Origin of the sequence: Noviherbaspirillum autotrophicum, assembly GCF_000818395.1 — a bacterium.
Lineage (GTDB): Bacteria > Pseudomonadota > Gammaproteobacteria > Burkholderiales > Burkholderiaceae_D > Noviherbaspirillum > Noviherbaspirillum autotrophicum.
The window spans coordinates 4,164,029-4,188,616 of record NZ_JWJG01000028.1; the positions used below are offsets into that span (position 1 = coordinate 4,164,029).

The 24,588-nt window shown below is 57.9% G+C and carries 22 protein-coding genes and 1 pseudogene; 13 read left to right on the top strand and 10 right to left on the bottom strand.

All coding sequences use genetic code 11. From position 1 onward, the window contains the following. The first annotated feature begins 189 nt into the window (after positions 1–189). The 7 genes from TSA66_RS20605 (at position 190) to TSA66_RS20635 (ending at position 8,160) form a co-directional block, all read left to right on the top strand. Complete coding sequence (locus TSA66_RS20605; RefSeq protein WP_040041371.1) at positions 190–1,719, top strand: lipopolysaccharide biosynthesis protein; 1,530 nt, start codon at positions 190–192, stop codon at positions 1,717–1,719. 13 nt (positions 1,720–1,732) lie between these two features. Beyond that, complete coding sequence (locus TSA66_RS20610; protein WP_040041372.1) at positions 1,733–3,178, top strand: O-antigen ligase family protein; 1,446 nt, start codon at positions 1,733–1,735, stop codon at positions 3,176–3,178. A 130-nt stretch (positions 3,179–3,308) separates the two neighbouring features. Next, positions 3,309–4,067 (top strand): glycosyltransferase family 2 protein, encoded by a 759-nt coding sequence (locus TSA66_RS20615; RefSeq protein ID WP_052452479.1) that lies wholly within the window; start codon positions 3,309–3,311, stop codon positions 4,065–4,067. Beyond that, the gene (locus tag TSA66_RS20620; RefSeq protein WP_052452480.1) at positions 4,064–4,921 is read left to right on the top strand and encodes a glycosyltransferase family 2 protein; all 858 of its coding nucleotides are present in this window, start codon (positions 4,064–4,066) and stop codon (positions 4,919–4,921) included. Before TSA66_RS20615 ends, TSA66_RS20620 begins: the two co-directional genes overlap by 4 nt. 115 nt (positions 4,922–5,036) lie before the next feature. After that, a complete protein-coding gene (locus TSA66_RS20625) occupies positions 5,037–6,176 on the top strand; it encodes a glycosyltransferase (RefSeq protein WP_040041373.1) in 1,140 nt (379 codons plus the stop codon). A gap of 51 nt (positions 6,177–6,227) precedes the next feature. After that, a complete protein-coding gene (locus TSA66_RS20630; protein ID WP_040041374.1) occupies positions 6,228–7,397 on the top strand; it encodes a glycosyltransferase in 1,170 nt (389 codons plus the stop codon). Then, on the top strand, positions 7,387–8,160 hold the full coding sequence (locus TSA66_RS20635; protein WP_040041375.1) for a WecB/TagA/CpsF family glycosyltransferase: 774 nt from the start codon (positions 7,387–7,389) through the stop codon (positions 8,158–8,160). The genes TSA66_RS20630 and TSA66_RS20635 overlap by 11 nt, the downstream gene beginning before the upstream one ends. Positions 8,161–8,296: 136 nt before the next feature. Here TSA66_RS20635 and TSA66_RS20640 read toward each other — a convergent pair whose 3' ends face one another. The 4 genes from TSA66_RS20640 to TSA66_RS20655 all read right to left on the bottom strand — a co-directional run bounded on the left by TSA66_RS20640 (position 8,297) and on the right by TSA66_RS20655 (position 12,469). Then, positions 8,297–9,058, bottom strand: coding sequence for a polysaccharide deacetylase family protein (locus tag TSA66_RS20640; protein WP_052452481.1), 762 nt, complete (start codon positions 9,056–9,058; stop codon positions 8,297–8,299). A gap of 176 nt (positions 9,059–9,234) precedes the next feature. Further along, positions 9,235–10,356, bottom strand: coding sequence for a glycosyltransferase family 4 protein (locus tag TSA66_RS20645; protein WP_232429503.1), 1,122 nt, complete (start codon positions 10,354–10,356; stop codon positions 9,235–9,237). Positions 10,357–10,672: 316 nt separating this feature from the next. Further along, positions 10,673–11,506 carry a glycoside hydrolase family 16 protein gene (locus TSA66_RS20650; protein ID WP_040041378.1) on the bottom strand — a complete coding sequence of 278 codons (834 nt, stop codon included), beginning with the start codon at positions 11,504–11,506 and terminating at the stop codon, positions 10,673–10,675. A 297-nt stretch (positions 11,507–11,803) separates the two neighbouring features. After that, a complete protein-coding gene (locus TSA66_RS20655) occupies positions 11,804–12,469 on the bottom strand; it encodes a glycoside hydrolase family 16 protein (RefSeq protein WP_084200049.1) in 666 nt (221 codons plus the stop codon). 26 nt (positions 12,470–12,495) lie between these two features. On the opposite strand from TSA66_RS20655, the gene TSA66_RS28065 reads away from it, so the two are divergent. Together TSA66_RS28065 and TSA66_RS27430 are read left to right on the top strand one after the other, a co-directional pair. Further along, positions 12,496–12,630: a hypothetical protein gene (locus tag TSA66_RS28065; RefSeq protein WP_269748419.1), complete on the top strand. Its 135-nt coding sequence runs from the start codon at positions 12,496–12,498 to the stop codon at positions 12,628–12,630. A gap of 83 nt (positions 12,631–12,713) precedes the next feature. Then, positions 12,714–12,860, top strand: a complete 147-nt coding sequence (locus tag TSA66_RS27430; protein ID WP_198358968.1) for a hypothetical protein — start codon at positions 12,714–12,716, stop codon at positions 12,858–12,860. Between the two features lie 246 nt (positions 12,861–13,106). Here the strand turns inward: TSA66_RS27430 and TSA66_RS25805 are convergent, their stop codons facing one another. Beyond that, on the bottom strand, positions 13,107–14,057 hold the full coding sequence (locus tag TSA66_RS25805) for a glycoside hydrolase family 16 protein (RefSeq protein ID WP_232429504.1): 951 nt from the start codon (positions 14,055–14,057) through the stop codon (positions 13,107–13,109). A gap of 329 nt (positions 14,058–14,386) precedes the next feature. Then, positions 14,387–14,959 carry a glycoside hydrolase family 16 protein gene (locus TSA66_RS20670; protein WP_232429505.1) on the bottom strand — a complete coding sequence of 191 codons (573 nt, stop codon included), beginning with the start codon at positions 14,957–14,959 and terminating at the stop codon, positions 14,387–14,389. Positions 14,960–15,081: 122 nt separating this feature from the next. On the opposite strand from TSA66_RS20670, the gene TSA66_RS27435 reads away from it, so the two are divergent. Continuing rightward, positions 15,082–15,285 (top strand): hypothetical protein, encoded by a 204-nt coding sequence (locus TSA66_RS27435; RefSeq protein WP_040041382.1) that lies wholly within the window; start codon positions 15,082–15,084, stop codon positions 15,283–15,285. Positions 15,286–15,778: 493 nt separating this feature from the next. On the opposite strand, the gene TSA66_RS25810 is transcribed toward TSA66_RS27435, so the two are convergent. From TSA66_RS25810 to TSA66_RS20695, 4 genes are all read right to left on the bottom strand, one after another. After that, positions 15,779–16,576 (bottom strand): polysaccharide deacetylase family protein, encoded by a 798-nt coding sequence (locus TSA66_RS25810; RefSeq protein ID WP_052452483.1) that lies wholly within the window; start codon positions 16,574–16,576, stop codon positions 15,779–15,781. Between the two features lie 60 nt (positions 16,577–16,636). After that, entirely contained in the window at positions 16,637–17,659 is a 1,023-nt protein-coding gene (galE, locus tag TSA66_RS20685) for a UDP-glucose 4-epimerase GalE (RefSeq protein ID WP_040041383.1), read from the bottom strand. Between the two features lie 13 nt (positions 17,660–17,672). Beyond that, a complete protein-coding gene (locus tag TSA66_RS20690; RefSeq protein WP_040041384.1) occupies positions 17,673–19,319 on the bottom strand; it encodes an FAD-dependent oxidoreductase in 1,647 nt (548 codons plus the stop codon). A 543-nt stretch (positions 19,320–19,862) separates the two neighbouring features. After that, complete coding sequence (locus tag TSA66_RS20695; RefSeq protein ID WP_040041385.1) at positions 19,863–21,239, bottom strand: phosphomannomutase/phosphoglucomutase; 1,377 nt, start codon at positions 21,237–21,239, stop codon at positions 19,863–19,865. 284 nt (positions 21,240–21,523) lie between these two features. Here TSA66_RS20695 and TSA66_RS20700 point away from each other — a divergent pair. The 3 genes and pseudogenes from TSA66_RS20700 to wecC all read left to right on the top strand — a co-directional run. Further along, positions 21,524–21,848: pseudogene (locus TSA66_RS20700) on the top strand (transposase); the annotation flags it as partial. Between the two features lie 224 nt (positions 21,849–22,072). Beyond that, the gene (gene wecB, locus TSA66_RS20705) at positions 22,073–23,197 is read left to right on the top strand and encodes a non-hydrolyzing UDP-N-acetylglucosamine 2-epimerase (RefSeq protein ID WP_040038459.1); all 1,125 of its coding nucleotides are present in this window, start codon (positions 22,073–22,075) and stop codon (positions 23,195–23,197) included. After that, positions 23,197–24,507, top strand: coding sequence for a UDP-N-acetyl-D-mannosamine dehydrogenase (wecC, locus tag TSA66_RS20710; protein ID WP_052451945.1), 1,311 nt, complete (start codon positions 23,197–23,199; stop codon positions 24,505–24,507). The genes wecB and wecC overlap by 1 nt, the downstream gene beginning before the upstream one ends. The last annotated feature ends 81 nt before the right edge of the window (positions 24,508–24,588 follow it).

A 24,588-nucleotide genomic window follows, 5' to 3' on the forward strand; every position in this document is an offset into this window, starting at 1 on the left:
AAAGCGCAAGACGTATCGTGAAAACACCTGCGATTGCCGGCCTTGCGTGCCCGGCCCCGGCAATCTCCCCGCGCCGCCACGCCTTGCGGCTGTCTCTTCTGACTACCTCTTCTTTATCGGAGCTGAAAGACGATACATCGACAAGAAGCTGCATTCTCGCCCACCGCCTTTCACATCGCACAATCCGGTATGGATAAAAAAGCCAATCTATCAAGCAAGGGAATCACTGCCGTATTCTGGGGCAGCTTCGGTTCGGTATTGCGCGCACTGCTGCAGATCATTACGCAAATCATTCTGGCGCGCCTGCTCGGACCGTCCGAGTACGGGATTTTCGCCATTGCATCCATCGTCCTCAGCTTCAGCAAATTTTTCTCCGACGTCGGCATTTCCTACGGCTTGATCCAGAAAAAGACCATCAGCGACCTGGACATCAAATTCGTATTCACATGGCAAGTCATTCTCGGCGCGACAGTCTCCTGCATCGTGTATTTTCTGGCTGCTCCGCTGTCACATTTCTTCAACGAGGCGCGCGTCATCCCTGTCATCCGCGTCGCGTCCGTCATCTGCTTCATCACCGCGCTCGCGTCGCTCTCGATCAACCTGCTGAAGCGGGAGCTCGATTTCAAGTCGATCCAGACCGCGCAGGTCTTAAGCTATATCGTCGGCTACATTTTCATCGGCATTCCGCTTGCGGTGCTCGGCCAACAGGTCTGGGCGCTGATTGCCGCCTTCATCAGCAGCGAAGTGCTGAATCTGGCACTGATGTTCCGGAAATCGCGGCATCCGATCGGCATCGTGCTATGGCGGCGCGACGAAAGCCAGCTGGTCGTGTACGGCGCGCGCGTTTTCCTTACCAATGTCATCAACTGGATCATCGGCAATGTCGACCGCGTCATCATCGGGCGTGCCTTCCCAGCGGCGCAAATCGGTCTTTACTCGCTTTCGTACAACCTGGTGTCGAATCCGACGCTGACTATCATCGCCGTCATTCAATCCGCCCTGTTTTCCACCAGCGCGCGCGTGCAGGACGACTTCGACCGATTGCGCAAGGCGCTGCTGACGATGATGGGCGTTGTGACGCTGGTGCTGTTCCCGGTATTTGCGGGCATCGCCGTCGCCTCCGAAACAATCCTGCAAGCGCTCTACGGCAATGCATGGCTGGGAGCGGCCGACGTCCTGCGACCGATCGCGCTGGCCATGCCGCTATACCTGCTGCTGGGGATGGCAACGCCCCTGCTATGGGTTTCAGGACAAACACAAAAGGAATTCCTGATCCAGATCCCGGTCGCAATCGGCTTCGTGATCATAGCGGCATTTGCGGCCATGGTCTCGCTCGATACGGTCGCATGGGTCGTGTTCGGCATGTATCTCGTGCGCGCCACCGCGATCGTCGCAACCACCTGCCATGCGCTCGATCTCGGGTTACGGCGCGTCTTTCGGTCCATGCGGGGCGGCGTCGTTACCACTGCCATCACGGCCATCCTGATTGCCGTCGTCGATCTCGCCGCACGACAAACGGTGGAACTGCCGTTGCTGTGGCTCGGTGCCGACATTGTGGCCGGCTTGGCAGGAATGCTGCTGTCGCTATGGATATTCCCCAACCTGGTGAATCACCATGTTGCGCAACTCTTTGAAAAAATCGCGATGCGCCTGCCGAAACGCAGCAGCGAAAAGATCGTGCGCTTCCTGTACCGGGGGCACTTGAAAAGATCCATCTGAAAGGTCGAGAAAAATGGTTGACAATCAACTTTCCACGATGCTGCTCTATTTTTTCGGCGCCATCGTGATGTGTGGAATTGGAATGCTGGCAGTGGGCTTCTTTGTCGACATCAACCGGCATTTCAACAAGTGGCTGCTCGCCTTGATCAGTCCCGTCGTTCTTGCGGCAACTGCGGCCAGCAGCGTGCTTTCCGACCGCAACATCACGAATGCGGAATTCGAAATCGGCACCGCCTCGGGCGAAGAATCCGCCATCCTGGTCTGGCTGTTGCGACTGGTAACTGCCCTGGTGCTCGGCATTTGCATAGCGCGGCTGATTTCTACCTCACAGTCCCATGAAAGCCGGCCGCGGCAAGGCGGCGCCTTGTTTGCCGCCTTCTTGTTTTTTTACGTCACCAATGCCGTTCTCAACAATATTTTCGGCATCAAGCCTGTCTTCGACCAGCGTCTTATCTATCCGGCACTGGTCTTCCTCGTGGTGTATTTGAGTCGGGGCAAGGGTTTCACGCCAATGATCGACGCCACCAAATGGGGCCTGCTGTTGTTCTGCATCGCCAGCGTGGCCGCCATTCCGCTCTTTCCACAAGCTGCGGTTCAGCAAAACTATGCGGGCGTCCTGCCATCGATCCATATCCGCCTGTGGGGACTGGGCTCGAACCCGAACAGCATCGGCCCGCTTGCGCTGGTCCTGCTGCTCCTGCAGATTTACCGACCGTTTAGCAGCCGTCTGCTGCAGCTGGCCGGATACGTTGTGGGCTTGATCGTGCTTGTCCTGTCGCAGTCCAAGACGGCATGGTTTGCCGCAATCATCGCCATCCCGACGCTGTGGTGGGGACACTTGCTGTATGCGGCCGAAACGCGCGGCCGCCCACGCCATTCCGCGTATACGCTGCGCAGCTTTTCGCGTCCTATCCTGGCTTGCCTGCTCGGACTGGCAGCGGTGACGGCGCTGGCCTATATTTTCATTCTGGACCCGTTCGCCAAACTGGCCAACGATGAACAGGTCACATCGCTGACCGGGCGTACCGACATCTGGGCGCTCGCCATCGATACCTGGAAACAAAACCCGTTGTTTGGCTATGGAACCTCGATGTGGGACGTGGAGTTCCGCCGCTTGAGCGGAATGAATTACGCTTACCATGCACACAACCAGTTTCTGCAATCGCTGTCGGTTGCCGGCCTGCTCGGCCTGCTCGGGCTCCTGGTCTACACATTCGTGCTGTTTCGCCAGGCATTTGCATCGAATACGGCGACCCGGGGATTTTCACTCGCCCTGTTCTGGGTCATTTTCATTCGCTACTTTACTGAAGCGCCGCTCAACATGAGCAGCATATTCAGCGGGGAATTCGTCACCCACTTGCTGCTGTTCTCACTGGTGCTGACCAGGGGACGGGAACCTGCAGCCATACCGCATGCCCAGCACGATTACGAGCCGTTACAGAATTTACAGTGGCGATGATGTCCATATCTGTCAGGCTTGTGGGAAATCATACCGCTGCCAACGACATCGATGCATTCTTTACAGGAACGTTTCGACAAGCAGGACGCTGGTAATCCGTTCAACCTAATCTCGCTTCATTCGATTCTTCATGCGACCACTTACGTTTTCCATCATCACCTGCACCTGGAACAGCGAACCTTACCTGGCGCAGTCGATCCAGTCGGTGCTGGCACAGGACTATCCGCATGTCGAATACATCTTCGTCGACGGCGGCTCGACCGACGGCACGCTGGAGCGGATCGCGTCGGTGCCGCGCCCCTACCGCCTGCTTGAAAATGTCGGCGGCGGAATCAGCCGCGCGATGAATGAAGGCGTACGCATTGCCACCGGAGATGTAATCGCGCATCTGCATTCCGATGACTACTACACCGGCCCCAATGTGCTGTCGACGGTCGCACGGCATCTGGAGTTAAGCCGGAGAAACTGGCTGTTCGGCCGTATCCTGCGCGATGTCGGCGGCCAGCTGGAACCGGAAAAATACATTTCGCCGCGCTACAGCTATTCACGCCTGCTGCGCACCAATTTCATCCCCCATCCGGCCACCTTCGTGCGCCGCGAATTCATCCAGCAAGCCGGCGGCTTCGACACCCGGCTCAAGTACGCCATGGATTACGACCTGTGGCTCAAGCTGGGCGAACTGGGCGAACCGGTGCAGCTCGACGAACCGCTGGCGGCCTTCCGCGAGCATCAGGGCAGCCTGTCGACGCGCGAGCGCCTGCCCGCCCTCGACGAAGATTTCCGGGTGCGCCTGTCGCACGTCGGCGCCAATCCGTTCGCGCGCGCGCTTCACTATGCGCGCTATCTGGTACGCCGCAAGCGCATTCTCCAGGCCGGAGCCCATGCATGACGACACCCGCCGTTTCCCTGATCCTCGCCACCGTCGGCCGCACGGATGAGCTTGATCGCATGTTCGATTCCCTGGCGGCGCAGACTTTCGGGGATTTCGAGGTGATCGTGGTCGATCAAAACCAGGACGAGCGCCTGCGGCCGCATCTGGAACGCGCCAGGCAACGTGGTCTTGCCATCCGCCACCTGAAACAGTCGCAGCCCAACCTCGCCGCGGCACGGAACACGGGCATTGCCGCCGCCAGCGGAAAATGGGTCGGTTTTCCCGATGACGACTGCTGGTATGCGCCGGATCTGCTGCAGCGCGTCGTTGACCGTTTTTTGCGGCAGGACGAACCTTCCGGCGTGGTGGTGCGCTGGGTCGAGCAGGACGAGCAGCCCATGGTCGCCGGCAACCTGTCTTGGGAGCGTTCGAGCGCGTTTCGCGACATTCCGGTCAGCTCCATTACGCTGTTCTGCAGCCGCACGGTCTGCACCAGGATTGACGGCTTCGATAGCCGGCTGGGCGTCGGCCAGTGGTTCGGCGCCGGCGAGGAAACCGATTTCGTATTGCGCGCGCTGCGCACCGGGGCCGTGTTCACTTACGATCCCGCAGCCGAAGTGCACCACGCCGTTTCATCGGAGACGCCGGAGGCGACGCCGCAGGTGCGCCAGGCTGTGCGCTGCCGCGCGCGCGGCACCGGAGCGCTGTATGCGAAACATCATCTGCCGCTGTGGGTAATCGCGCGCGGCCTGATTGCACCGGTGCTGCGTCCGCTGTTGAAGGGCTCGTTCGGCGCCGACCTGGCGCTCGGCTGCGCCGTCATGCGGGGCCGCCTGGATGGGCTGCTCGGCTGGCACCGCCGCCAATCATGAGATAACCGTGACTTTCCAACTCAAAGACATGTACAAACCATACGACAATACCAATCGGCTGGTCAGCACGGAACACTCTTCATACGAGCCTACAAGTATCCGGAGCGCGCCTCCGATGAGGCTCGCGATCATCACCAACCATCCGCCGCCGTTCCGTATCCCGGTCTATGAAATCATCGGAAACATGCCCGGCATCGAACTGCAGGCCATTTTCTGCAGCAGGCGCGAACCGAACCGGCAATGGCGGCTGCCGCCGCTGCGCTTCAACCACGTGTTCTTGCGCGAACACTTCGTGACGCGCGGCGACAACTTCATTCACAACAACCTGGATGTACTCTCCGCCCTGCATCGCTTCGCGCCGGATGCGATCGTGACGACCGGGTTCAATCCGACCTATCTCTACGCATTCAGCTATGCAATGACAAAGGGGATCGCCCATGTTCCGATGACCGACGGCACGGACGTATCGGAGCGGGCGCTGAGCGCCTGGCACAAGCGGATACGCCGTTTCGTATATCGCCGCTCGCAGGCGTTCATTGCAGCCAGCGCCGGCGGGCAGCGCCTGTACGAAAGCTACGGCGTCGCTCCCCAGCGCTGCTTCCGTTCCTGCCTGTGCATCGATAACGAAGAGTATCTGCGCGACGCGACGCATGAAGAAAAGAAGTACGACTTCATTTTCTGCGGCCGCATCGTCGAGGGAAAGAACCCGCTGTTCGCGCTTCGGGTGGCGCACGAGGCCGCCAGGAGCATGGGCCGCAAAATCAGCATCCTGTTCGTCGGTTCGGGCAGCCAGGAGGACCGTGTCAGGAAAGAGGCGGCTCTGATGGCCGACATGGTGCAGGCGGATTTCAACGGATTTGCCGGGCAAAACGAGTTACCTGCGTTGTACCGCTCCGCGCGGCTCTTCCTGTTCCCGACCCTGGCCGACGTCTGGGGCGTGGTGGCGAACGAAGCGGCGGCAGCCGGCCTGCCCATCATCGTGTCGCCGCATGCCGGCGTGGCGGGAGAGCTGGTGCAGCACGGCGACAACGGCTTTGTATGCGAACTGGATGTCAAGCTGTGGAGCAGGCACGCGGTCCTGCTGCTGACACAACCGGCCGTCTACGAGCGCTTCGCCCTGCGCAGCCGCGCCCTGGTGAGCCAGTACACCTTCGAGCAAGCGGCAGCCGGCCTGGTGTCCGCATGCCGCGTGGCGCTGGACGGGAGTGAAACGGAAAAGCACCTGAGGCCCGTCAACGTAGTGAAAGGCAGCTGATGGCTGACCGATCCCGCTTGCAACGCGTCCTGAGCTGATCGAGGGCTGCCCATGAAAATCCTGGTTGCGCATAACGCGTACCAGCAGCGCGGAGGCGAAGACATGGTTGTCGATGCCGAAATCGCGCTGTTGCGCGGGCAAGGTCATCGCGTGAAGGTATACACGCAGCACAACGATGCGCTCAACGGCATGTCCCACAGCGCTGCGGCGATGGCGGCCGTCTGGTCGCGGCAATCGGCCGGCGAGGTCGAGCAGCTTTGCGATGAGTTTCAGCCGGAGGTCATTCATGTGCACAACACCTTCCCTCTCATCTCGCCGTCGCTGTATTGGACGGCATCGAGAAAAGGGATACCGGTAGTGCAGACCCTGCATAATTTCCGGCTACTCTGCCCGCAGGCGGTCTTCCTGCGCGACGGGAAAATCTGCGAGGACTGCATCGGCCGGGTGCCGTGGCGCTCCATCGCGCACAAGTGCTACCGCGAGTCGGCGGCACAATCGGCGGTCGTTGCCGGAATGCTTGTCACGCACCGTCTCATCGGCACCTACCGCGAGCGCGTGACGCGGTACATCGCCTTGAATGAATTTGCACGCAACAAATATGTGGAGGGCGGGCTGCCGCATGAACGCTTTCGCGTCAAGCCCAACTTCGTCGCGTCTTCCGCCATGCCGCAGTGGGAAACACGCAATGGGGGGCTGTACGTGGGCCGGCTTTCCTCCGAAAAGGGGTTCGAGATTCTGGCGCAGGCGGTACGCGGCCTGAACGAACATCTGCTGCAGGTCATCGGCGGTGGCCCGCTGGAAGCCATGGCGCGCGCCGCATTCGGTGACCGCTATCTCGGCTTCGAGCCGCTTACCCGGATCATGGAGCGCATGCAGGCGGCGCGCTATCTGGTGGTGCCCAGCATCTGCTATGAAAATTCCCCGCGCGCCATCGTGGAAGCGTTTTCCTGCGGCGTACCGGTCATTGCCAGCCGACTCGGCGCGCTGGCCGAAATTGTGCGGGAAGGCGTGACCGGCTTGCTGTTCAAGGCCGGCGATGTCATCGACCTGCGCGCCAAAATTGCGTGGGCAGAGACGCATCCGCAGGAAATGGTCCGCATGGGGCGCGCGGCGCGCGCCGAATACGAGGCGAAGTACACGCCGGAACGAAACTATGCAACTCTGATGGATATCTATAACGATGCAATTGCTGCGACACGAAGAGAGCCACATGCCGCGTAACGGACATGCCATACTTGAAGCCTTCATCGATGCCCTGACATGGGACGAGGCGATTGGCCGCATCACACAATGGGGCGCGGCGCGCGAGTCGCGCTACGTCTGCATCTGCAATGTGCACTCGGTGGTGACCACGACCCAGGACGTCGAATTCAAGGTGGCCGTCAACAATGCCGACATGGCGACGGCGGACGGCGCCCCCATCGCGTGGACCCTGCGCCGCCTCGGCTTCCCGTCGCAGGAACGCATCAACGGCCCCGACCTGATGATGAAGTACCTCGAGCAAGCCGAGCGGCTTGGCCAATCCGTGTTTTTCTACGGCAGTACCGACACTACGCTGGCCCAGTTGCGCACCGCGCTGTCGGCCCGCTTCCCGCGCCTGCGCATCGGCGGCACATACTCTCCCCCCTTCCGCCCGCTGACCAAGCAGGAAGACGAGGAGGTCGTCGAACTGATCAACGCCTCGGGCGCCAATGTCGTTTTTGTCGGCCTCGGCTGTCCGAAGCAGGAGATCTGGATGGCGGAGCACAGGGGCAGGATTAACGCGGTCATGGTGGGTGTGGGCGCTGCCTTCGACTATCATTCCGGTGTACTGAAACGCGCGCCGCTATGGTGGCAACAGCATGGGCTGGAGTGGCTGTACCGCCTCGCCCTGGAGCCGCGCAGGCTGTTCAAGCGCTACCTTGTCACGAATACCCTGTTCGTGATTGGCCTTCTGCGGCAATTCGCCACGGGGAAAGTTACGTACGGCGATGCGGCGCCATGATTCGCGTCGATGGCCATGCTTTCCATAGGCACGGCCATCCGCGTTGCTTGGGTCCGGGTTTCCGGACGCAGGCATTCTCAGCGTGCATTGGTTCCCCCTAGACGCGGCCTCCTGCGCTCTTTCGCTGCGCCGCCTGCTAGGCGCGGCAATCCTGCATGATCACCGGGCTGTAGGCGCGTTGTGCCAGCTGGTGGTTGGTGAGGCGATCGTGCAAGGCGACCTTTCCTGACACATACGAAAAGAAGGCATCGAGTTCCGGCCAGGCATGCAGCTCATCGATCTGCTTGGAGTGGCCCCAGAGATGAAACGCCGTGCCATGTTCGCATGCGTAATCGAACAAGGCATATAGCCGCTCGATCCAGTTCTCCGACTGCATTACATAGAACAGTGGCCCGACGCGCTTGAGCCAGTGGCCCGACTTGACGAAGTTGCGGATGTACACACCACGTTCGTGCGGATAGAACTGCACGGTGGTCGGCATTTCGAACGGCCTGTTGCCGGGATCGAGGCACAAGTTGACCGTGGTGCGTGCGTAGCGGAAGCCGCAAGCCTTGACGAGATCAACATCCTTGCGGCGATATTTTCCACCTGGGTAGCAAAATCCGGTCACCTCGGCGCCAAGCATATCCTCCAGCTGCCTTTTCCCCTCCGCGATCTGATAATAGGTGCGGCGCACATCCAGATTTTTCAGGTAATAATGGTCATGGGTATGCGATCCGATTTCGAAGCGGCGGGCCAGTTCCAGCAGCGCCTGGCGCGACATGACGTTGGAGCCTTCCCGATTCTTGATCGGAACAAAGAAGGTGCCGTTCAAACCATGCTTATCCAGCAGTTCTGCCATCTTCATGTCCAACGGATGGCCGTCGTCGATTGAACACGTAAATACAAGTCCCATCATGGCCCTGGTCTATAGTTATTGTAATGATTCGGCGTTACAGCGCCGGCATGATGCCGTTCATGTCTTCCACTGCAATCAACCATCCCACAGAAGGCGCGAGCTTGCCTTTCAAAGCCAGGCATCGCGCTTGTCGCCGCCCCAAGCATCGCATCGTCACTCAAAGGCAGCACCCCGCATCAGACCGGCATCTTGATTTTGACCGGCTCGCCTACCGAAAGGGAAAAGCGGCAAGCCTGAGCGATGCCATCGGCGGCGTTATCGTAGGTATATTCCCCAACGAGATGGAGGCTGCGGCGCGAAAACTCGTCCCAGAGATCCTGGCGCGACAGCAGCAGCGCGGCCTTTTCCGCCCACACATCCACGTTCAAGGGACAGACAAATCCGTTTTCTCCATCGCGCACCAGTTCGCCGCATACGCCGGCAGCGGGCGATACCAGCACAGGCAATCCAGCCGCGCAGGCTTCGTTTGCCACCACGCCCCACGGATCCCACAGTGTCGGAAACAGGAAGAGCCTGGATGAGCGGTACAGCCCGGGCAGCTCGCGCTGCGCGGCAAACCCATGAAAGGTCGCGTCCACCAGGTCGGCACTGGCGCTCGCTGCGGCGCGCACGCTTTCCTGCAGGCTGCCGGAACCGGCAAACAGGATGCTGACTTTCCGCCCCAACCGCCTGGCGGTTTCGGCTGCCACCCGGATGGCGAACTGCGGATTCTTGACCTCTTCGATACGACCGGAAAAGATGAAGTCGAAACACTTTTGCTGGTCCGGACGGGGCGAGAATGCCTTGTTGTCGATACACAGGCAAGACGTGAAGCAGCGCTCGGCGGGAATGCCGTAATTCTCGTAGTGCCGCTGTCCGCCGGCACTGGCCGGCATGAACGCACTCGATCGGGCGTAGATGAAGCGGCGCACCGCCTTATGCAGCCGGCTCAGTCCCTGCTCGGAGATGTCCGTGCCGTCGGTCATGGCGAGATGTGGCAGGCGTTTTATCCAGGCATAGGAAAATGCGTACAGATGGGTGGGATTAAAGCCATCGGTAATGACCACGTCGGGCCCAAATCCCTGCAGCGCGGAGACTACGTCCGGATTATTGTGAATGTAGCGGCCGTTGACGGTGACGAAGCGCTCGCGCAGGAAGACATGATCGAAGTCCAGCGGCGGCAGATCCCACTGGCGGTTCGGTTCGCGCCGCGCACAGAAGATCGCCTGGAAGGTAATGTCGGGCATATTCCCGAGACGGTGGAATACCGGAACACGGTAAGGCGGCGGCGTATTGGTGACAAGGGCAATTCTCAGCATCGATAGGTCTCGCTTGATAGTGACGCGCTTGACTATGCATGTCGAAAACGAACCGGCGTGGCGGATGTATCGGCGTTACTGCCTGCGCACTTCAATCCTTTCGATCGTCCAGGAAAATTTCTGCATGTTCACAAGCCATTGACAGCGGCTGCCGTTTTTGCGTGCAGCGTCGGGTACGCCTGTCGGGATGCGCTTCGCTTACCAAGCAGTGTAGGAGAGGACAGTCAGGCGACCGATGACGCATGTCATAGGAGGAACCGGATTTATGACAGCAATTGCGCCAGCTCATGCGGGTATCGAACCGCCGTGCAATCGGTCACTTGAACTTCCATGCCCGCACATAGTTCACCTCGAACGCATTGTCTTTCCCTTGAGGAGTAGTGTCGTCGGGAAGGCCAGATGCGCCGCCGAACCAGAGGTCGAGGATGATGTACATTGGATCGGACATGCTCACATGCACCGTCATCGTCGGCTTGCCGTCGAAATAAAAGGTTTGCTTGTGCGGCTCCCATTTGACCGCGTACTTGTGAAAGCCGGTCGAGAGATCGGTATGTGTCTCATACATCACGAAGCCTGCCGCCTTGCCTTCCGGATTCGTTTTGCCGTCACCGGGCCAGACCGTCGCGGCATACACGTTGGGATGGTACGTGCCGGTGCGGTCCATGAAGCCCCATCCTTCGCCGGCCGGATACGCTTCCATGATGTCGATTTCGGGGCGGCGTTCGCCGGGATGGGCAAACAGCCAGAAGGCGGGCCAGACGCCGCGCCCGCGCGGCAGCTTCGCTTCCATTTCGAAGTAGCCATAGGTCTGGTGATACTTGCCGTCGGTATCCAGGGTCCGATTGAAGAACTGGCCGGATGCGTCCCGCTGCGGCCAGATCTTTAATACGCCGTTTTCAACGGCATAGTTTTTCGTGGGATTGGAACGCTCATACCAGATGTGGTCATTCCACAGCCTGCTGTTGAAACGGTCGAACTCTTCGGAAAATGTCAGCACGTAGTCATCCGGGCTCTGGCCGTAGGGTGCGATCGGTTTCGACGCGCTCTGTCCTTCAGCCTGCGAGGACGGCTTTTTTTTTATCCTGGACGAGACGGGCAAGACATCTGCGCCAACTGCCTGCGACAGCATGGCGTACCGTGCGACGTGCATGAGGGATGGCAAGTACCGGGGGGGGTTGATGCTGACAGAAGGTCCGCAGGATCCGAGAATGACGGCAAGGCTGGCGCAGCACAGTACGGACATGAGGGGCAGTAAAAGTGGGCAATACGCACGATCATTTCCCGTTTCACATTGGCCGTGATTGATTATGCTCAATTGCAATCACTAGTGCCCCTCCTCCCGCACAACAGTGTGCGGCATTGCAATTGGCTGACACAAAAAAAGAGGCCAGCATTGCTGGCCTCCCAAGAATTGCATTCAATGTTATATCGATCGCTTGCGTGGTTCTTATTTGAATTTCCAGGCGCGGACGTAATTCACTTCATACGAATTGTCCTTGCCCTGCGGCGTCGAATTGTCCGGCGTGCCGCTGGCGCTGCCAAACCACAGGTCAAGCATGATGTACATCGGATCGTTCATGCTCACATTGACGGTCGTGACTTCCTTGCCATCAAAGTAATACGTCTGCTTGCCCGGCTCCCACTTCACCGCATACTTGTGGAAGCCAGCCGACAGATCCGTGCCTTCGGTGTACATCTTGAAACCCGCCTGGTGGCCGTCATAGTCGCCAACCCATACGGTGGCTGCATAAGTGTTCGGATGAGCAATGCCGGATGCATCCGTGTAGCCCCAGCCATTGCCGCCGGCATACGCTTCCATGATGTCCATTTCCGGACGGCGCTCGTTGATGTGGTTGAACAGCCAGAATGCGGGCCAGGTGCCCTTGCCCTTTGGCAGCTTCGCTTCCATCTCGAAGTAACCGTATTGCTGATAGTACTTGCCATCGGTATCGATGGTACGGTCGAAGAAGTTGCCGGATGCATCACGCTGCGGCCAGATCTTCAGCTTGCCGTCTTCCACTGTGAAATTCTTGGTGGCGTTCGACCCGGCGTACCAGATGTGGTCATTCCAGAGATTGCTGTTGAAGCTGTCGAACTCTTCGGAAAAACTCAGCGTGTACTGGCTCGCTTCCTGGCCGAATGGGGCGACGGCGGCTGGAGCCGGAGCCGGAGCCGGAGCCGGTGCTGGTGCTGGTGCTGGTGCTGGTGCTGGTGCTGGTGCTGGTGCTGGTGCTGGTGCTGGTGCTGGTGCTGGTGCTGGTGCCGGAGTCGTAGCCTGCGCCGGGGCGGGAACCGCTGCGACAATCGGCTGCGCCGTTGTTGTTGCCGTATCAGTAGAGCTTGCTGCATTGGAAACCGTGCCCTGCTCCAACGAGGATGCCGCGACTTGGCTCGAAGCAGAGGTATCGGTGCTGGCAGCCACGCCACTGTCGCCTGAGCCGCCGCAGGCAGCCAACAATACGGTTGCGCACGTACAAGTTAATGCGGCGATCGAGAAACGATGAAACGATGGTTTGGACAAGATACTTCCCTTTCACATGAACCGGGCTTGAAGATTCTCAAGCGCAAGAGTTTCCTCTGAGCATTGCAGCTCAGAAATAGTTCCGTGGGGAATGTGAAAACCAGCCAAATGTTTTTTGCAAGCGCGAACGCGCGGGCGAAAAAAAGGCCAGCATTGCTGCCGGCCTGGAATACCTTCCTGGGTATGGAGCAGGCAATTTGCCTGCATCCCGCACTACATTTTTTCTTGCTTATTTAAACTGCCATGCACGAACGTAATTCACTTCGTACGAATTGCCTTTTCCTTGCGGCGTCGAGTCGTCCGGCGTGCCGCTGGCGCTGCCAAACCACAGGTCAAGCATGAGATACATCGGATCGGTCATGCTCACGTTGACGGTCGAGACTTCCTTGCCATCGAAGTAGTACGTCTGCTTGCCCGGTTCCCACTTCACCGCATACTTGTGGAAATCGGCAGACAGATCGACGTCGGCCTTATGCATTTTGAAGCCGGCCTGATGGCCTTCGTAGTCACCCACCCACACGGTTGCCGAGTAGGTATTCGGGATAGCGACGCCAGATGCGTCCTTGTATCCCCAGCCGTCGCCGCCGGCATAGGCTTCCATCACATCCATTTCCGGGCGGCGCTCGTCGATGTGGTTGAACAGCCAGAAAGCAGGCCAGGTGCCTTTACCCTTCGGCAGCTTCGCTTCCATCTCGAAGTAACCGTATTGCTGATAGTACTTGCCGTCGGTATCGATGGTGCGGTCGAAGAACTTGCCGGACGCGTCGCGCTGCGGCCAGATCTTCAGCTTGCCGTCTTCTACCGCGAAGTTCTTGGTCGCGTTCGACCCGGCGTACCAGATATGGTCATTCCAGAGACTGCTGTTGTAGCTGTCGAACTCTTCAGTGAAGGTCAGCGTATAGTCGCTTGCATTCTGGCCAAACGGCGTCATTGCGGCGCCAGAAGCAGCAGTCTGTGGAATGGCACCTGAAGAAGAAGCATTCACTTCGGATGCGGCAGCAATGTTCGGCGAACCAGCGGCTTGAGAGACATCGGCACCAGCGAGATCACCACCGCCGCCACCACATGCAGTCAACAACGCAGCAGCGCAAGCGCATGCGGAGAGGGACAGGGAAAAACGGGAGAGAGAGAATTTAACCAAAACTAATTTCCTCATTTGATCTTTTAAAAGGGCCGGCAATTCTCGCCAGCAAGTACATCTCTGAGCCTTGCGTCAAAGAAATGGTTCCGGGAAATTTAAAGATTATGGGAAATTTTTTCCGCGTAGATACCTGCATAATGAATGCCGTTTGGAAACATTAAAGCGATGTTATGCACATTCGCTCAATACCCATTGCATTCATCAGTGCAATAGAAATCACCTCAATGGCATGTTCTATTTGGGAAATCTTGTGGCGCAAATGCCATGTGAAGCGGTCGCTAGTGGAAATGGGCGAGCAAAAAAAAAGGCCGGCTTTCATGCCGGCCTTGACGCTTAGGGAAAGAGTCATCTTTCCGGTGTGCCTGGTCTTACTTGAATTTCCAGGCACGCACGTAATTGACTTCGTATGAATTGGTCTTGCCGGTCGGAGTGGTGCCATCCGGCGTGCCGCTGGCGCTGCCAAACCACAGGTCGAGAATGATGTACATCGGATCGGCCATTGCTACGTTCACCGTCAGCACTTCCTTCCCGTCGAAGTAGTAGGTCTGCTTGTTTGCCTCCCATTTCACGGCGTAATTGTGGAATGCGGCGGACAGGTCGACACCGCTGTCGTACATCTTGAAACCGGCCTGATGATTGGCATAGTCGCCAACCCACACTGTTGCACCGTATGTCGTCGGATGCGCAATGCCGGATGCATCGGTATAACCCCAGCCATTGCCGCCGGCATAGGCTTCCATGATGTCCATTTCTGGCCTGCGGTCGCCAGGATGCGCGAACAGCCAGAAGGCGGGCCAGGTGCCCTTCCCCTTCGGCAGCTTCGCTTCCATCTCGAAATAGCCATAGGTCTGCGCATACTTGCCGTCGGTATCGATGGTACGGTTGAAGAAATTGCCCGAGGCATCACGCTGCGGCCAGATCTTCAATGCCCCGTTTTCCACGGCATAGTTGATGGTGGGGTTCGAGCTTTCGTACCAGATATGGTCGTTCCAACGACTGGTATCGAAACCACTGTTGAATTCCTCTGCAAAGCTTAGCGTGTACAGGCTGGCATCTTGGCCGAATGGGGCGACGGCGGCTGGAGCTGGAGCTGGAGCTGGAGCTGGAGCTGGAGCTGGTGCTGGTGCTGGTGCTGGTGCTGGAGCTGGTGCTGGTGCTGGTGCTGGTGCTGGTGCTGGTGCTGGTGCTGGTGCTGGTGCTGGTGCTGGTGCTGGTGCTGGTGCTGGTGCCGGGCTCTGCGTTCTCCATTGCCGCGACAAGCTCTTGAAGCCCCAGCTTGCTGCCGTCTGCCCCGGGCTAGAATCGGCGGCAGCCACGGGCGCTGTATCGCTGGCAGTGTCTTCGGCCCCGCCGCCGCAGGCAGTGAGCAGGACTGCGGCACATGCGCAAGAAAGTGCCGATATTGAAAAACGATAAAAAACAGATTGATCCACGTGAAGTCCTCCAAGGTGAATTGCTCCTGATTATTCTTAAGAGCAATAGTTTCCTGAGAGCACTTCTATTGGAAATTGGTTCCAGGTAACTTTTTCCGATCGCACGCGAGCGAGCACTAGGCGTTACCAAAAAAACATTTTGAAAAGGATGATCGACCTGACAGGTCAGCCACGTGCCGGCGCTGAAAATGGAAACGAACGTCCCCGAGGCACGAAATAATGAGAAGGAAAAATTGGCAGGCTAAGTTGGTGCCGCAAAGCTAAGACGCCTGCCAAAGAGGGGAAGTCTTTACCGGCTACAAATCCTCACCCGTCACATAAGAATTCTCAGGCGGCCTTAATGATGCGCGACGAAAACTGCCGCAATCGCCTGCCGAAGGGGTAAGCAAGGTCCCATATGGATGAAAGATGGCTGGTTTGCAGCCACAACTGACGCTGGAATTGGGAAAAAGGGCTTGCATCAAAACAGGTGCGGGGAATCTGGTCCAGCGGGCCGTTTGCCTTGGCCGCCTGACGCGACACCCCATACTGATATTTGAACCCTATTGCGGTGGCCACATCCCTCCATGCTGGCCGTGATAATCCCCAGGGCCATGCCAGATGCGAGAAGTGACTTTTCGGCAGCTTCAACTCCGATGCGAGTATATCCATCGACCTAGCAAGATCATGCCTGAGCTTTTCCTGTGAATAGTCAGTGAAATTGTTGTGCCAATGGCTATGCGACTGGCAGTCGACGATACCGCTCAATTGCAATTCGCGCGCCTGCTGCCACGAAAGATAATGTTCCGGATGTGCGATATTCGACAGGGGGACGCATTGATCGCCGGGATTGCGCAAGAACGCCGTGGACAGGAAGGCGATGGCCTTGAAGTCGAATTCGCGCAAGATATCGAGCGCCACGCTTCGGATACTTTCATAACCATCGTCGAAAGTAATCAGAAAGGACTTTGCCGGGATTGACCGACCGCTCACCATCATCAAGCCAAATTCGTCGGCTGACAGCGAGCGCCAGCCGCGTTCCTTCAGCCACTGCAGATGCTGCCGGAACAGCAAGGGCGAAGTGGACGTGCTGTACTTCGCATCGTCGATGCGATGATATAAGAGGATTGGAATCGGCAGGCTCAAGAGACATCCTTCAGGAACAAAGGGGGCAGGCCGGGGACAGCCGGCGCTGCTTGACGGCGGCTACTGAAAACCGGTCGGATTCATGCTCTGCCAGCGCCAGTGGTCGGCACACATTTCCTGCAGCCCCTTCCTCGCTTGCCAGTCGAGCACTTCGCGCGCACGCGTCGGATCTGCGTAGCACACTGCAATATCCCCCGGCCTGCGGTCGACAATTCGGTAAGGGACCGGGCGTCCGCTCGCCTGTTCGAATGTGCGCACCATCTCCAGCACGCTATAGCCGCGCCCGGTCCCCAGGTTCAGCGTGAAGCCGCGCCCGCTACGGAACAGTTCGGCCAGCGCCGCGACATGGCCACGGGCCAGATCCACGACATGGATATAGTCCCGCACCCCGGTGCCATCCGGCGTCGGGTAATCGTTGCCGAACACCGACAGTCGCTCGCGCCGGCCCACAGCTACCTGGGCAATGTACGGGACGAGATTGTTAGGAGTGCCGCGCGGATCCTCTCCGATCAGGCCGCTTGGATGCGCCCCTGCGGGATTGAAGTAACGCAACGTTCCGATGGCCCAGGAGGCATCTGACCGGCCCAGATCCTCCAGCACCTGTTCCACCATCAGTTTCGAACGGCCATACGGATTGGTGGTGGTCAGGCGGGCAGTTTCCTTGATCGGCACTGCTTCCGGATCGCCATATACGGTAGCCGACGAACTGAACAGAAAGCGCTTGACGCCGGCATCGCTCAACGCCTGCAGCAAGGTGATCGTGCCACCGACATTGTTTTCGAAATAGGACAACGGCTGGTCGACCGATTCGCCAACTGCTTTAAGGCCGGCGAAATGTATGGCCGCATCGATGCGATGGGTGCGCAGCAGCGCCGTGAGCGCCAGCCGGTCCCGCACATCCGCTTCGTAGAACGGTATGACGCAACCGGTGATTTTTTCGACGCGCCTGAGCGCTTCCGGCGAACTGTTGCATAAGTTGTCCAAGGCGACGACGGAATATCCTGCGCCGAGCAGCTCGACGCAGGTATGCGACCCGATGTAGCCGGATGCTCCGGTAACGAGGATAGTCTTGTGTTTACTCATCGTTGCCGGAGCTTTACGCCGCCTCCATGGAAAAATTTGTGCCGGCGCTCCTGACTTCCATCACGATGTGCTCCGCCAATCGGAATGCGAGGGCTGCCAGCGTAATCGTCGGGAAATTCGCGCCCGCCGTCGGGAATACCGAACTGCCTGCGACATACAGATTCGCCATGCCATGCACCTTGCAGTTGCGGTCGACAACACCATGTTTGGGAGAGTCATGCATCCGGGTGGTTCCCATGTGATGCCATGTTCCTTCGAGATCGGCGGGCCATTTCTTGCCCTCGATCGGCGGATCGAGCTCGACCTCCGCCACACCGCTGCGGCGCATATCTTCGGCAAGAATTTCCAGCGTTCGGTCGAAAGTGCGCTGCACATTGGACGTCAGTCGCCAGTCGACCCGCACCCGGTTCATACCGAGCTGGTCTCTTTGCGAGGGCGAAAGCATTACCCTGCTGTTCGGATCTGGTTCCGGCTCGACGATGAGCTGGAATTTGACGCCCTGGATAAGCCAGCGCGGCTGGAACAGGCGCGTATAGCCATAGGCCATGGTATCCAGCGGGTGACCCAGCATCGTCATCAAATCCTTGCTGAACTTCCAGCCAGCCTGCTCCTTCTTAAGAAGTGCCTGCTTGCAGCGGAATAAGGCTTGTGCGCCTTCACTCCCCTCTCCCGGAAACACCGACGAAAACCAGACGCGCGCGTTGAGCAGCCTTTCTTCCCGCAACGTGTCTGCGGTCAATGCAAACTGATGGGCGATGCACGTGCCATGCGCTGCCACTGCAGCGTTCATGTAGTGATACTTCACATCGGAAAGTTTGTTGCGGGACCATTGCTTCCCGAACTTGATGTTGCCGGAGAATAGACGAGGATGGTCCATGAAAAAGCGTCCGACCAAATCGTTCGCGTTGCCGAGGCCGGCGCGCTGGACTTTGTTCGATGCGAGCAGCATGCGGGCATTTTCGATGCCGCCAGTAGCCAGCACATACAGTTTTGCGGAAACCTTGATCCTGCGTCCACTCAGGGTCGCGACGTCAATGTGAGTGACCGACTGCCCGCTTTGGTCAGTGTCGATGTTGGTCGCATTCGCATAAAGGAACACGCGCACGCGCTGCGAACGCTTCAAGGTATCCCGGTACAGCTTGCCGAAACGCGCAGGCGGGCTGAACTGTGAAATCGTGTCGCGTACTTTGCCCGTCACGAGCGGTATGCGGCGCACATCGGGACGGTTGATTGAACGTTCCCAGAATTCGGGGTCGAAATTATTCGGGCCAAGCTTCAGGAGGGCATGGGTGCGCTCATAGTAAGGTGTCAGCTCGTTCAAGCCGATCGGCCAGCCGCTATGGGCAATCCATTCGCGCTTTTCGAAATCCCACGGATCAAGCGGACGGCACCAGCCTCCCCAGCAATTGCTGCTGCCGCCGAGGAAACGGCTGCGACTTCCATCTGCAAAGTTATAGCGCCATTCCCCGACGTCTTCGCCCCGGTACAGATCGCGGGTATCGTCGTCTGGATTGAAGCCGCCACTTTCAAGCAGGCACACTTCGATCCCCTTCTTGTCCAGCTCCATCGCCAGCGTGATGCCCGCCACCCCGCCGCCGATGATGCAGACTGTCGTTTCTACGACTGCGCCTTGCTCAACACGTCGCGTATCGATAAACATTATTGCTTTTTTCCCCAGGTTGATCTGACACATCCGCCGCTCGCGCATCCCTGCTTCGGAATGGCGTCTACGTACCTAAGAACCATTTCGCGGTCGCGAATTCACCTGTGCCGCCAGGGCCTCTGCACTTGACACGCTCCCCGCGTGGCATGGCAATCACACTCTTCCCAAGTTTTCGAAAGAGCGCGCCGAGTCGCGACACAGATAAAAAATAGGCCATGAGTCACTGATGGATATTGATATTCGTTATGAAGAATTCAAAAATCCATTTGCAACAAAGTGGAGACAGATGCGGAAAAGTCGACTTGCCGGATAAGCCTGCCTGGGGAGAAAACTGGTGGCGCACAATTGTGCATGTCGTGTTGCGCGTGCATGCAGCGCACGACGGCTATCGCAGTGCGAAGCGGTGATTTGGCACCATACAGGCGCAAGCGAACTGATCCATGATCATTTCACGGGCAAAGCGTCGCCACGGCTATAACGAACACCGCAGCGACGCGCACTGGCACAATGCCCCCTGTTGCCTCCTGTTGTCAGCGTTACCTAGAAGGGCAATGCAGCGTTCGCCTTGCCGGCGAGGATGACACGCTTGAATTCATTCTGGATGCGCCTGAGCGCCTCTTCCGACTCGCCTTCGAAGCGCATCACGACCACCGGCGTGGTATTGGACGAGCGCGCCAGCCCGAAGCCGTCCGCATACTCGACCCGCAAGCCGTCGATCGTCACCACCTGCTGTGCCCCCGGAAAGCGCGCTTCCTTTTGCAGCTTCGCAATCAGTTCAACGTTCTCGCCCTCTTCCAGCTTCAGCTGCAGTTCCGGCGTGCTCACCGATTGCGGCAAGGCATTGAGTACCGCCGACGGATCCGCGACGCGCGACAGCAATTCCAGCAGCCGCGCTCCCGCATACAAGCCATCGTCAAAGCCGTACCAGCGGTCCTTGAAAAACAGGTGCCCGCTCATCTCGCCGCCCAGAGGAGCGCCCGTCTCGCGCATCTTTGCCTTCACCAGCGAATGCCCGGTCTTCCACATCAGCGGCTGCCCGCCATGCTGTTTCACCCACGGCGCCACATGCCGCGTGCACTTGACGTCGTACAGAATCTCGCGCCCCGGATGGCGCATGAGCACGTCCTGCGCAAACAGCATCAGCTGCCGGTCCGGATAAATAATCTGCCCATCCTTAGTCACCACGCCCAGCCGGTCGCCGTCACCGTCGAACGCCAGGCCTATCTCCGCATCCGTGTCCTTCAAGCAGCGGATCAAGTCCTGCAGGTTTTCCGGATGGGCCGGGTCGGGATGATGGTTGGGAAAGTTGCCGTCGACGTCGCAAAACAGTTCGCGCACCTCGCATCCCAGCGCCCGGTACAAGTCGCCGGCAAAGGCGCCGGCCACACCGTTGCCGCAATCGATGGCAATCTTCATCGGCCGCGCCAGCTTCACATCGCCGGTGATGCGTTCCAGGTATTGCTGCCGGATATCGTGAGTGCGGTAGCTACCGTTGCCTTGCGCAAAGTCTCCCTTGACGATCGCCTGGTACAAGCCCTGGATCGTATCGCCGTAAATGGCTTCGCCAGCCAGCACCATCTTGAAGCCGTTGTAGTCGGGCGGGTTGTGGCTGCCGGTGACCATGATGCCGGACTGGGCATCGAGCACATGGGTGGCGAAGTACAGCATCGGGGTGGCGACCACGCCGAGGTCGATCACGTCGACGCCGGCGCGTTGCAGGCCGGAGGCCAGCGCCTTGGCCAGTTCGGGGCCGGACAGGCGGCCATCGCGGCCGATGACCACCGTTTGCTCGCCCTTGATGCGGGCAGCGGTGCCGAAGGCTTGGCCGATCTGGCGGGCGATGCCGATGTCGAGGGTTTTGCCGAGAATGCCGCGGATGTCGTAGGCTTTGAAAATTGATCGGGAGAGTAGCAGCATTATGCAATAACCGAATTAAACATACGATTAATCATAACCCAACAGACCAATCGGCGATATTGCATCAAGTTTTTAATTATATTTCTCAAATGCAATAGTTAATACTCGTGCTTCGCAGAATGATTGCAAATTACGCAATATCCGAAGCCCCCTCCGCGTTCGCGACTGTTTGCATTAATAATCTCTCCCAACTTTAGTCCCGTCTGCAACGATATGTTATTTACCACCAGAAATAAGCAGTTTTGAAAGTAGAATTTTTTAACATTGAATCGAGGAAGTCTTGCATGAAGAAGTCAAGTTTTTCGGAGAGCCCGATCATCGTCATTTTCTTAAGCAGATTGAGAGTGGTACGATCATCCCAAAGATGTATCGTGGACAAGGAATGAGTTCAGTGCAGTTTTACAAATGGTGCAGCCAGTATGGCGGCATGATTGCATCCACGATGGCGCGTTTGAAGGAACTCGAAGAAGAGAACTGGCGGCTAAAGAAAATGTATACCGAAATGTCGAAGAAAGGCTTAAGGCCAAAATCGTGGCCAAGGCAATGCCCAAAAATGGTAGCTTCGCAACAACACCGGGAGATGGGCTGCGCGCAAGACAGGAAAAAGCTGTGAGCATCTAGCCTGCTAGGCAGACGTTCCGCATTAGCCAAACTCTGACGCTAAACACCAAGGATCGAGGTTGACGGTTGAGCAGCTTTGCCTTTTAGAAGGCAGCGACTCGACGCTGCAATAGTTAGCAGCTTGTCGAGGCATGGCAATACTTGCATAATACGGGCTCGATTTTAAAACCAAAAAGCAACTTGTTACCCCCTAAGCCGGAAATAAATTAGAGATGAAAGTGCTAGTGGTGTTCGGAACCCGACCTGAAGCAATCAAAATGGCGCCGGTGGTTGAGGTTCTGAAAAAAAATCCTGCATTCGATGCAAGAGTGTGCGTTACGGCCCAGCATCGTGAAATGCTCGACCAAGTTCTGGCGCTGTTTAACATCCGACCGGAATTCGATCTTAATCTTATGCAACGCGGTCAGGACCTAACCGATATCACGGCGCGTGTCCTGATCGGCCTGCGAGATGTATACGCCCAATGGCGACCGGACGTCGTCCTAGTCCATGGCGACACCACTACGACTATGGCGGCGGCGCTGTCCGCCTACTATCAGCGAATTCCGGTCGCGCACGTCGAGGCAGGACTTCGGACGGGCAACCTATATTCGCCATGGCCGGAAGAACTCAACCGCAAGGTTGCGGGCGCGCTGTCGACCATTCACTTTGCGCCTACCAAGCAGGCGCAAAGGAATCTGCTGCGTGAAGGCATCAACGAGGAAACTATCCATATCACGGGCAATACCGTGATCGACGCCTTGCTGGAGGTCAATGACAAAATCCGCACCGATACGGCGCTGGCGTCTAGGCTCGCAAACCGCTTCCCGTTCCTAGACGCCAGCAAGAAGTTGATCTTGGTAACCGGCCATCGGCGCGAGAATTTTGGCAAGGGCTTCGAAAACATCTGTGCGGCGCTAGCCGAACTAGCGAAGCGTCCAGAAGTGCAGATTGTCTATCCCGTGCATCTGAATCCCCAAGTCCAGGAACCGGTAAACCGACTGCTCGGCGGACTGGCCAACGTGGTCCTAATCGAGCCCCAGGACTACCTGCCTTTTGTCTACCTGATGGGCGCCAGCACACTGCTTCTCACGGACAGCGGTGGTGTTCAGGAAGAAGCCCCGTCACTCGGCAAGCCGGTCTTGGTAATGCGCGAAACGACCGAGCGCCCAGAAGCCGTCGAGGCGGGGACTGTGCGTTTAGTAGGTACTGATCCTGCAAAGATCCAGCGTGAAGCGAATATCCTGCTTGATAATTCAGCAGCTTACGATGCCATGGCGCGCTCCCACAATCCCTACGGCGATGGCCGAGCGGCAGTAAGGATTGTCAACATACTTGAGAATGGAGTTTCGATTTAATGACCAAATTTGAGAAGATTGCCGTAGTGGGCCTCGGCTACATCGGCTTACCCACCGCTACTGTGATTGCCAGCCAAGGCGTTAAGGTGGTGGGCATCGACGTTAATCAGCACGCTGTTGATACAATCAACCAAGGTAAAATTCATATCGTCGAGCCCGACTTGGCAGGATTGGTCAACATCGTGGTACAGAAGGGCACTCTGGTTGCCCGCACCGCTGCTGAGCCGGCGGATGCGTACTTGATCGCTGTTCCTACGCCGTTCAAGGAAGGTTACAAGCCCGATCTCTCGTATATCGAAGCCGTTGCCGAGTCCATTGCGCCGCACCTAGTGCCGGGCAACCTGATCATTCTCGAGTCCACCTCCCCGGTTGGCACTACTGAGCAACTGGCAGGCTGGCTGGCCTCACATCGTCCGGACCTGACGTTTCCGCAACAAACGGGCGAGAATGCGGACGTCCAGCTTGCCTACTGTCCTGAGCGAGTCCTGCCCGGCCATGTTCTGCGTGAACTGGTGCAGAATGATCGCATCATCGGCGGCATGACACAACGCGCAGCAAAAATGGCGTCCGACCTCTATGACATCTTCGTGCGCGGCGAATGCGTGCTTACCGATTGCCGTACTGCGGAGATGACCAAACTGACTGAGAACTCGTTTCGTGACGTGAACATTGCCTTCGCCAACGAACTATCGCTGATCTGTCACGAGCTCGACATCAATGTCTGGGAACTGATCCGACTAGCCAATCATCACCCGCGCGTCAACATCCTGCAGCCGGGACCCGGGGTCGGCGGTCACTGCATTGCCGTCGACCCTTGGTTCATTGTTGATTCGGCCCCCGAGACATCGAAGATCATCCGTACGGCACGCCTAGTCAACGATGGTAAGCCGCAGTTTGTGCTGGACCGCATCGAAGAAGTCGCACGCAAGTTCACCAACCCCGTGATCGCCTGCCTCGGCTTAGCATTCAAGGCCGATATTGACGACCTGCGTGAAAGTCCTGCGATCGAAATCACCCATGCGCTGCAGGCCAAGGGCCTTGGGCGAGTACTCGCCGTCGAGCCGAATATTACCGAACTGCCGAGCTCGATGGCAGGGAAGGTGGAACTCGTATCGCTTGAACTCGCACTAGAGCAAGCCAATATTTTCGTCATCCTAGTCGACCACAAGCAGTTTCTCCATTTCGACTGGTCCAACGTAAACCAAAACGCCATCGTCGATACACGAGGCGTGCTTAGCCGGCACCTTGGCGCCACTATCTCTGGCTCATCAGCCTCCTCCACGACCCAGGCGACACGTTGCATTGCGTGACACCACTGTTGTGCGACAAACCTGCGATCGCTTGTTTGCTCGCACATTCACTATTTCACTCATGATTAGCCTATTGGTCCA